The organism is Acidiphilium sp. AL (genome assembly GCF_025499445.1).
Lineage (GTDB): Bacteria > Pseudomonadota > Alphaproteobacteria > Acetobacterales > Acetobacteraceae > Acidiphilium > Acidiphilium iwatense.
On record NZ_JAIMBZ010000071.1, the window covers coordinates 1 to 8,989 of the forward strand.

At 58.2% G+C, this 8,989-nt stretch carries 10 protein-coding genes; 7 read left to right on the forward strand and 3 right to left on the reverse strand.

From position 1 onward, the window contains the following. Positions 1-353 precede the first annotated feature (353 nt). Positions 354-1,139 (reverse strand): GntR family transcriptional regulator, encoded by a 786-nt coding sequence (locus AiwAL_RS19195; protein ID WP_262313379.1) that lies wholly within the window; start codon positions 1,137-1,139, stop codon positions 354-356. 299 nt (positions 1,140-1,438) lie between these two features. Here AiwAL_RS19195 and AiwAL_RS19200 point away from each other — a divergent pair, with 299 nt between their 5' ends. Genes AiwAL_RS19200 through AiwAL_RS19220 form a run of 5 tightly spaced genes read left to right on the forward strand, consistent with a single transcriptional unit; the run spans position 1,439 to position 5,916 of the window. Then, positions 1,439-2,359: a TRAP transporter substrate-binding protein gene (locus AiwAL_RS19200; protein ID WP_262313380.1), complete on the forward strand. Its 921-nt coding sequence runs from the start codon at positions 1,439-1,441 to the stop codon at positions 2,357-2,359. A gap of 16 nt (positions 2,360-2,375) precedes the next feature. After that, positions 2,376-2,879 (forward strand): TRAP transporter small permease, encoded by a 504-nt coding sequence (locus AiwAL_RS19205; protein ID WP_235705603.1) that lies wholly within the window; start codon positions 2,376-2,378, stop codon positions 2,877-2,879. A gap of 2 nt (positions 2,880-2,881) precedes the next feature. Then, the gene (locus tag AiwAL_RS19210) at positions 2,882-4,180 is read left to right on the forward strand and encodes a TRAP transporter large permease (RefSeq protein WP_262313381.1); all 1,299 of its coding nucleotides are present in this window, start codon (positions 2,882-2,884) and stop codon (positions 4,178-4,180) included. Positions 4,181-4,228: 48 nt separating this feature from the next. After that, positions 4,229-5,470: an aconitase X catalytic domain-containing protein gene (locus AiwAL_RS19215; RefSeq protein ID WP_235705605.1), complete on the forward strand. Its 1,242-nt coding sequence runs from the start codon at positions 4,229-4,231 to the stop codon at positions 5,468-5,470. After that, on the forward strand, positions 5,470-5,916 hold the full coding sequence (locus AiwAL_RS19220) for an aconitase X swivel domain-containing protein (RefSeq protein ID WP_235705606.1): 447 nt from the start codon (positions 5,470-5,472) through the stop codon (positions 5,914-5,916). Before AiwAL_RS19215 ends, AiwAL_RS19220 begins: the two co-directional genes overlap by 1 nt. Before the next feature lie 234 nt (positions 5,917-6,150). Here the strand turns inward: AiwAL_RS19220 and AiwAL_RS19225 are convergent, their stop codons facing one another. Continuing rightward, entirely contained in the window at positions 6,151-6,990 is an 840-nt protein-coding gene (locus AiwAL_RS19225; RefSeq protein WP_235705607.1) for a sulfite exporter TauE/SafE family protein, read from the reverse strand. Between the two features lie 550 nt (positions 6,991-7,540). Between AiwAL_RS19225 and AiwAL_RS20495 the strand changes: the two genes are divergently transcribed. Together AiwAL_RS20495 and AiwAL_RS19235 are read left to right on the forward strand one after the other, a co-directional pair. Continuing rightward, complete coding sequence (locus AiwAL_RS20495) at positions 7,541-7,723, forward strand: hypothetical protein (protein WP_407932567.1); 183 nt, start codon at positions 7,541-7,543, stop codon at positions 7,721-7,723. Between the two features lie 96 nt (positions 7,724-7,819). Continuing rightward, entirely contained in the window at positions 7,820-8,032 is a 213-nt protein-coding gene (locus AiwAL_RS19235; RefSeq protein ID WP_262313383.1) for an SDR family oxidoreductase, read from the forward strand. 6 nt (positions 8,033-8,038) lie between these two features. Here AiwAL_RS19235 and AiwAL_RS19240 read toward each other — a convergent pair. After that, a partial coding sequence (locus AiwAL_RS19240) for an SDR family oxidoreductase (RefSeq protein WP_262313382.1) occupies positions 8,039-8,989 on the reverse strand: 951 nt, incomplete at its 5' end.

Here is an 8,989-nt window from a genome sequence, read left to right on the forward strand (position 1 = left end):
TCGCCGATCTGGCATTGATTGGCGGCATCGGGAACGGCGCGATAGACATCGATGCGAGCAGGGCCGCGGCTCAGGGCTTGCTCGCTACTGCCCGCGCCGCAGCCGAGCGGAACTGGGCAGCTTGACCCTTGAACACCGTATTTCTATCTGTGATTGAAAGAAGCTGCGGAAGGCCGCCCATCGAACCGTAGAGGATACATGGCGAGGCATCGGCACCCTGCTTACCGCGTTCTCCGCCGATGAATGCAAAAGATACCTCATCAACTCAGGGTACGGTTCAGTCTAGAGTCATCATGCTCTAACGCTCATCTGCCGTCATGCGATAGGATCTTTTGGGTTAATTTTTACCATTCTCAATCGCTGTGATTTGAACCGAGCATTTTGGGTTTTTGTTTGAACGCCGACGTTTTGATACGGTAAGCAGTTGGAATCAGATAATGAATTGTTTGTTCGATCGGATCATTCTCCTGATCGTAGGAAATCCGCTCCAGTACGAGTATGGGCGTGGTTGAAGAGATTTTCAGCATGCCGCCCAATGCGGCATTCGGCAATTGGCTGCTGATTTCGAAATCGGCGCGAAACGGCTCCACTCTCAGCTTGGAGCGCAGCAGCTCATAAACTCCCATAGACGCAGTATCGGCTCGCGACACGCGCTCGCCTAGGCGAGGGGGCAGCGTCACCTGGATCAGGGCATGATGGGTGCCCCCAGTTTCATAAAGTCGGCTATAGCAAAGCACCTCATCCGCGGTGCCGCGGAAAATATCGGGGATACCCTCTTTTTTCCAGCCGAAATCGACCACCGTGATGGCGACGTTTTCACCAGCAGCCAGGAAAGCGTCAGTGAAGGGACCGAATTTGTCGATCTCATAGATCACCCGCGGCAAGTATTGGGCCAGGAACGTGCCTTTGCCCTGCCGCCGGATCAGCACGCCCTGATCGACCAGGGTCTGAATGGCACGCCGCACCGTGATCCGGCTGAGGCTATAGCGGGTGCGGATCTCTTCTTCGGTCGGGATTTGCTCCCCAGGCTGATAGGACGCCAGCACCTCCGTGCGCAGCCGGTTGGTGAGCTGCTCATGCAAGGCGAAAGGATTCTGACGCTGCAAATCGCCAATTCTGCCGCTGTTTTGGGGAGCCATTCGTGTTCCAACTCCAGGGGTTGCTCACAAATTAATGTATTGTTTCAGGATAAGATGTATTATATCGTCTGCCAATCCGAATCGTCCAATAAACATGAATTTTTGCCACAGGGCAGAGACAAAGCTGTGAGGAAACCATGAAAAACGCGGAATTTTCGCGATTGGACGCAGATCTGGCACGCAGCCGCGCGCAAGGGGCGAGGGTATGGATTGGCCGGCGCGGCGCGCTGAAACTGGCGGGCGGCGCGGGCGCGCTTCTGGCGATGGATGCGGTCCATGCCGCTTCTGCCGCAACCACCTTGCGGCTTTCCACCTGGGGCGCATCAAAAGCGCCGCAAGTCACCAGTTTCGTCGCACCATTCATCGAGCAAGTCGAGCATGCCTCCGGCGGGCGCATCAAGGTGGAAAATTTCCCCGATGGCGCCTTGGTGAGCGAGCAGGATGTGCCAACCGCGATCCAATCGAAGGTGGTGGATATTTCCCTGACCACCTTGGGAAGTTGGGCCTCCATCGTGCCGGAGGCGGGGGTGCTCAACACGGTGTTTTTCTCGCCGACTGGGGAGGGGTTCGAAAAAGCGATTGGGCCAGGGACAAAATTGTTCAAAACCCTCGATGCCGGCATGATGAAGCACGACACCAAGATGCTCTGCGCCCTCTATAACGGGCCAGTCGTCGTGGTTTCGCGCCAGCCGCTCAATACCCCAGCGGCCTTTCGCGGCAAGACCATCCGTGTGTTTGATAGACTAACGGCGCAAATCGTACAAACCTTGGGCGGCGCTCCTTCGACCATCGGTGTGGCCGATGTCTATCCCGCTCTCGAACGCGGAACCGTGCAAGGGGCGATCGGTGGTCTGGAAGGGGCGGTCGGGCTGAAAGAATATGAAGTGGCCAAATATGTATTGGCCACCAATGGCGTGTTCGGCTTGTTGATCACCGGCTATGTGATGAATTTGGCGCATTTTGTAGCGTTGTCGGCCGATCTGCGGAAAATCGTTCTCGACGCGGCCTATCAAGTTGGCAGGACGGCTAATCAGGCGATGGTCGATGCCTACCAGATCGAATTGGACAAGATGCGCGAGCATCATGCGACCGTCACCGTGCTTGAACCAAAAACGCCCAATTACGATGCGTTCAAGGCCGCGTTAGCGCCTTTGGTCCGCAAGGAAAAGGCGGGCTTCAGCCCGGCTTTGGTGAAGACCGTCCTGGATTCCCTGCAATGATCCGCAGCCGCTGTCGATGACGGTCCGTGCCGGGGGCTGGCGCGCACAACTGGCTTCTCAGCTTACCGCGGTATCGCGGGTGATCGCAACCATATCCGCTCTGTTGGCGCTCGTTCTGCCGTTGCCTGTTCTGTACGAAATTGTGATGGATCAGTTGCAGCGCCCGCCTATCTGGGTATTCGAGATCTCGGGCTATGCCATCATCATGATGGGGTTTTGTGCCGCCGGCTATGGTCTGAATACCGGGCATCATTTCCGCCTCAAAATCCTTGCACAAGGCCGCCCGGACCTTGAACCGGCTCTGGCGAGGTTGTCCGGCTGCTTTGAACTGGCGTTCGGTCTTGTCCTGCTGGTGTCCGGCTGGCAGCAAGCGCATGCCGCCTTGACGCAACATCTGGTCTCCAACACCTTGCTGCAGGTGCCACAATTCTGGCCGGAATTGGCGTTGCCGATCGGCGGTGCTGCCATCGCCGTCCAGGCGCTGGCTCACATCCTCGCGCCGCGCATAACGGGGCGTTGAGCATGGCCTGGAGCGGCGATGCCACGCTGATCACCCTGGTGTTTGGCATGTTCGGCCTGATGGTGCTGGGGGTACCGATTTTCATCTCGATCGGGGTAACCGCCTTTGCTGGTCTTGCATTGATGTTCGGCATCGATCAGGCTAGCGTGGATTTCGCTTCTTTCCTCTGGCAGAGCTTGAATAAATTCGAACTCGTGACCATTCCGTTGTTTGTTTTTGCCGCCATGCTGGTGCAGGCGGCGCGTTTGGGCGATGAACTCTTCGAATTCGCCAAGGTCTGCATCGGCGCAGTGCCGAACGGGCTTGGCGTGGCGGTGATCCTCACCTGTGCGATCTTCGCCGGCATCACCGGCTCGAGCCCGGTGACGGCGGTGACAGTCGGCTTGATTGCCCTGCCGGCTTTGGCCCGCGAAGGCTATCCCGACCGGGTGCGCGGGGCGTTGATAGCCGGAGGCGGCACCTTGGGCATTCTGCTGCCTCCAAGCCTTCCATTGATCATTTATGGCGTGTTGACGGAAACCTCGATCGGCAGTTTGTTCATGGCCACGGTGATCCCAGGTTTGCTGCTGGCACTGCTTTTCTCGCTATATGTTATTTTTTTCAACCGTCCGGCGATCAAGGTCCGCCCCTACGTGTGGCGCGAACGTTGGCCGATCTTGCTGAAAGGCGCGCCGATCGTCGTCCTGCCGGTGTTCATCATCGTCTCGATCTATTTCGGCGTCGTCACTCCGACAGAAACCGGCGCGGTGGCCGCGATGTACATTCTGCTGGTCGGGCTCATCCGCCGCCGCTTAAATCTCAAGAGCATCCTAGCGGCGGCGATGAACGCCGCGCTGACTGCCTCCATGCTGTTGTTGATTTTCGGAACAGGATCGGTCTTTGCGCGGTATAGCGCTTTGCTACAATTGCCGCAGAAAATTGCTGCTGGCGTTACGTCGCTGCCCGGCGGTCCATTGATTGCCTTCACCGGCATCATCGTCACCGATCTGTTTCTTGGTACTTTTCTCGAATCAGGGGCGCTGACGATCCTGACCATCCCGATTTTTTCCCCCATTGCCCGGGCCATCGGCATTGATCCGGTGCAGTTCGGCGTGATCATCGCCGTCAATCAGGAAATCGCCCAGATCCACCCGCCAGCAGGGCTTAACCTGGTGACGGTAGCCTCCATTTCCGATATTCCGCTAACGCAGATGATGGCGAGCATCCTGCCGTTCATCGCCATTGAGATCGTCATGGTCTACGCGCTGTATTTATTTCCAAATCTAACACTGTTTCTTCCCAATCATATGAGCATGCCATGACCATGTCGCCGATGGTTCGAGGTGGCTGGAACCGACCGGAGAGAAGCGATGAAATTGACCGATGAAGAACGAGCGATGTTATCGGGAGAATGCGGCCCGCTGCGCCACTGGGCCATCGCCCATCAAATCCAGGTTGGACGCTATTTCCACGCGACTGATCTGGTTCAGATCGCCCAGGCCCACATCATGTGCGACACTGAATCGCTCGGCGAGGCGGGCGTGCAGTGGCTAGAACGCTGGATGGGTCTGCCTGACGCGCAACGCCGGGTCAGGGTACCAACGATCACCGATCCGCGCGGAACCGATTTTTTTGCCGCACCAAGGCTAAAGCAAGAAAATTGGATGGTTGAGCGCGAGCGGCGGACCACCGTAGCGCTGGAATCCTGCGGCATCCTGATGACCAATACCTGCATCAACTATCAGACGATCATGCCGCCGCTGCTCGGCGAACATGTGGCCTATGGGGACACCGGCGTTGTCATCTATACCAATAGCGTGCTGGGGGCGCGGTCTAATTTCGAGGGAGGCCCTTCTGCGTTCGCGGCAGCCCTCACCGGATGCACGCCGCGCTATGGCTACCATCTGGAGGCAAGGCGGCAACCGACCTTGCACATCGTGACGACCTTCACGCCGCAGTCGCTTGATGGATGGGGGGCATTGGGCGCGATGGTTGGCAAATTGGCGGGCGACTACTGGAGTGTTCCGTTGGTCAGCGGGCTGGAGCGGATTCCCGGCTCCGACGAGATGAAACATTTCGGCGCGGCGGCGGCGAGTTTTGGTTCGGTGGCGCTGTTCCATCTGTCCGGCATCACGCCTGAAGCCAAACTAGCGCGGGATTTTTCTGCCTCGGTATCCTCGCTACCGCAATTCCGCTTAGGCGGCCGGGATCTGGAGGCATTTCGCCAGCGTTATGGCCAGACTACGGGCAAGGTCGATCTGGTCGTGTTTTCCGCCCCACAATTGAGTATCGTCGAAATACAGCAGGTCGCCGATCTGCTCGCTGGGCGGCAGGTGAAAATTCCACTGCTGGCGATCACCAGTCCGCAAGTCAAGCCGGATGCAGATCGCATGGGGTTGACCGCCCGTATCGAAGCCGCTGGCGGTACCGTTCTGGCTGGCATGTGTTTCTACAATAGCTATGCGCGCGAGATGGCGGAAGCGAACGGTTGGAAGTCTCTGGCCAGCAATTCGGCCAAGTTGGTGAACATTATCGGCGGCTATGGGTACAGCCCAACTCTGCTGTCGATGGAACAATGTATTGACGTAGCCTGTGCGGGAGGTTCGGTGTGATGCGGGATGCGATGTTTTATGCGGGCTGCGCAATGGGTCATAAAATCCAGGGGCGAGCGCTGGTCGCCAAGGATGGCTTCTCTGCCCGCTATGATCTTGATCGGATAAAAGGTGTTTTTTCGCGCCCGGAGCATGTCCTGGCAGGCCAGTCTTACCTGGGGCGGGTCCTGATCCTGGATGCGGCGAAAGGCGGGGTGGCAACCGCTTGGATGCTGTTCGAGATGGCTTCCCGTAGCATGATCCCGCTGGCTCTAGTTCTCAACCGGGCAAACCCCATCATGGCGCAAGGCGCAGCCCATGCCGGCCTGCCGCTGATGTCGGATTTCGATTGCGATATCACTTCTGTTATTCCCTCAGGGGCCTTGGTCGAACTCGAACCAAGTGTCGAGCGTCCTTATCTCAAATTATTACGAGACGACACAAACGGCGCTCCTTCTCTTGGTTGATTTTGACAGACCTTGGGGTGAAAACGCATCCAACCACAGATGATATGGAATGATGCACAGGGAGACCGGTGGGAGGTTGGAAGTGAGAGTCTTGGCCTTCTAGCAGCAACCGTGCGGAATTTTACGGTAAAGAGCCAATCGGCTTGGTCGGGCTAAAGATGGCCAGAGCTTCACGACAATAAGATGGTTATCGTGAATCATCCCCGCTATCGATCTAAAAGGAGGCCGCGCCCATCAGGTTTTGAGGACCGAGATAACCCCGGCGATACCAGCCAATCCCACGACCGCGGTGATGACGTACGCGAAGGTGGTTTGCGATATACGCCGGACGGCATGGACACCCGCGAAGGTGCCAAGTGCCGCGAAGGGTAACAGCCAGACGCCAGAGATCAGCCAAGGCAGCCGCGCGATGCCCGTGCCGAGGGCGACTGTGATCGCCAGCAGATAACTCAGCAGATTGAACATCACGAGGATCGCCCGGCTATCATTGATTCCCTGCCTCTGCCAGACGACAATCAGCGCCGGAACCGGCCCACCCATGCTGGTGCAGCCATTGAGAATGCCACCGAGAAACGCGCCGATTGCCAATGGCCACGCACCGGGGCCGATTCTGATTTGAAACCAAGTCAATCGCAGGATCGTGATGCCGATCGCCAAGCCGGCGATCGCGAATTTCAAGGCTGGACGGTCGATCAATCCGAGCAGCATGATCCCGATCGGCGTGCCGACCATCGTGCCGAAAACGACCGGTATTGTCCGGTCGCGGGCGATTGCATGACGAATTTCGGCGATCACGCCGAGGCTCATGATGGCGCCAAGCACCAGTGCGACGAACACCACCTGGCGCGGATCGTCGGATATGAGCGAAAAGAGCGGAGTGAAGACCACGGCAAAACCGAAACCCGCAAAACCTTTAACGAAACCTGCCGCGAGTGCAGTGAGGCCGCCGGCGACCAGGAACAACGGGGTGGAAGCAATCAGCATTATTTTAAACCTTGGTCTGTCTTGCGAGATCGAATCGCCCAGGATGGAGATCTTTAGCTCTAGCTTTTTGACCACGGACCCGCGCCGCACGTAACCCGCAGGCTCACGGCGGGGTCATCCTATCCGAAAAATGATGCCTGTGTGGCTAAAAGTGGTCTGAGATTCACGACAATCATATCTTTGCTGTGACTTGTGTCAAATCGCCGCATCGCTGTGCGACCGCAGGGCGCCGGCGAAAGTCGTCTTGCATGCGCAATCCGGTGATCATGAACGGTGAATCCGTTCGATCGTGAAGTTCACCAAGGCGAAGACGAGGCCGGACGGCTCGACGCCGGCAGTCGACCTCGCGATCCCGACCTTCGGCTGCAAGAACCACATCGCGATCGACCGGCACCACGGCTTGATCTGAAACTGGGTGGTCACGAATGCCGCGCGACCGGAGCGCAACTCAACGGGCTGATCGATAAGACCAACACCGCGGCCAGCGTGTGGGCGGAGGGAGCCAAGGTTCTATTGGCCGCTGCCGATGGAAAGCTCCCGGAGGGGGACACGGCATATCGGTCGAAGAAGAACGAGGCATGGTTGGTCAGACAACGGCATGCGCTCGTGTATCCACCGGAAGAAGCCGCAGGGCCGAGCGATGCCGCGCGGCACGGCGCTCGCGAACGCGGCGAAATCCCGGTTGCATTCGGCGATCGAGCATGTGGCCCTGTTCGTTCGCACCATCGGCCTCGTCCGGGCAAGCACGAAGATCGGCCTCGCCAATCTCGCCTACAACATGCAGCGCCGGGTCCGGCTCGGCAGGAGAACCGCGCCCGCATGAGCCCGAAGCCCCGACGGGGGGCAGAAAATCCCAGAAACCACAAGCAATTGCTCCGAAATCGATGCACTGACCGGCGCCAGCCGAATCAGCAACGCGATTGAGCCCAACCCGCTACTCGAAATCCGTCAGGCCAAGGGTTTTTCGAGGCGTCCGGATATAGAAAAAGATTTACTACAAGAAAAGCAAGCAAGGCTTCGGTTCACAACCCCAGAACAAATAGGAGCGCTGGCGACATATCTCTGTTCTGACGCAGCTCAGACTATAACAGGAGCGTCACCCTCGATTGGCGGTGGGTGGACGACCCACTGAAAGCCATCACGAAATAGTTCGGCCTCCATCAACATATAGAATTTGACCGGTTATGAACCGGCTTCCCGGTGCCAGAAGAAATATGATGGCAGCGAGAAGGTCTTCCGGGGTTCCGAATCGGCTCATTGGAATTCTGGCGAGTGCCGCGTCTTGGGTAATAGGATCGTCAAGGATCTGGGTCGCCAAGGGGGTCGGGGTGACAGCCGGTCCCAGTGCATTTACCCGGACACCCGATGCAGCCCATTCTGCGGCGAGCACACGTGTAACATGCGCAGCACCAGCCTTGCTTGCCGCATATGCGGCGTAGTTACGGTTTGCAACGCTGCTCGACACAGACGTTATGGTAATATCGACGAGTTGAACGGTGCGGGTCGCCGCGGCAAGACCGATCAGGGCCAGCTTGAACAACCGTCCGGCATCTTGCATCTGGGTTTCTTCAAGCCTGAGGCCGTCGCTTTTCAAGGACCTGAAAATTTCTTCGATTCGCCATCTCAGCCGGTATAAGCGCACAATTTCCGCGGCTCCGGCGGCATTGGCGACCTTGAGCGTGGTCAGTAGTCGCCACAACAGCGGTGAACTCCCGCTGGGGGCATCGATCTCGCGGGCCTCGATCATGGTGAGGGACAAATGCTCCGGCCCATCTGCGTCGCCGCCACGGCGCGGACGGCAAACCTCAACCGTTCCAGCGCGCAGCGCCACGATTGCGACCCGTGCGGCAACGCCGGTGCGCGATGGCGCGACACGCACCTCGGTCCGGGCCAGTTCAGGCCAAGCTTCGGGGGCAGCGAACAGGCGGCCTCCGCCATCCAGCACACGATCTCGCGCGGCACGGACAATCAAGTCGATCGACGCAGGACGCCTGGCAAAACCCGCATAGATGTCGCTCTCGCGATCGGCCACGACGACGACCAAAGTGGCATCGGGCAATCGCTCGGCGGCGCGCGCAGCTCCTTCCAG

What these genes read in the sequence shown, in the direction of transcription:
- AiwAL_RS19210 (WP_262313381.1), top strand. Translation starts at nt 2,882, where the DNA reads ATGGCCTGGAGCGGCGATGCCACGCTGATCACCCTGGTGTTTGGCATG.
- AiwAL_RS19215 (WP_235705605.1), top strand. Translation starts at nt 4,229, where the DNA reads ATGAAATTGACCGATGAAGAACGAGCGATGTTATCGGGAGAATGCGGC.
- AiwAL_RS20495 (WP_407932567.1), top strand. Translation starts at nt 7,541, where the DNA reads ATGCCGCGCGGCACGGCGCTCGCGAACGCGGCGAAATCCCGGTTGCAT.
- AiwAL_RS19195 (WP_262313379.1), bottom strand. Translation starts at nt 1,139, where the DNA reads ATGGCTCCCCAAAACAGCGGCAGAATTGGCGATTTGCAGCGTCAGAAT.
- AiwAL_RS19220 (WP_235705606.1), top strand. Translation starts at nt 5,470, where the DNA reads ATGCGGGATGCGATGTTTTATGCGGGCTGCGCAATGGGTCATAAAATC.
- AiwAL_RS19205 (WP_235705603.1), top strand. Translation starts at nt 2,376, where the DNA reads ATGACGGTCCGTGCCGGGGGCTGGCGCGCACAACTGGCTTCTCAGCTT.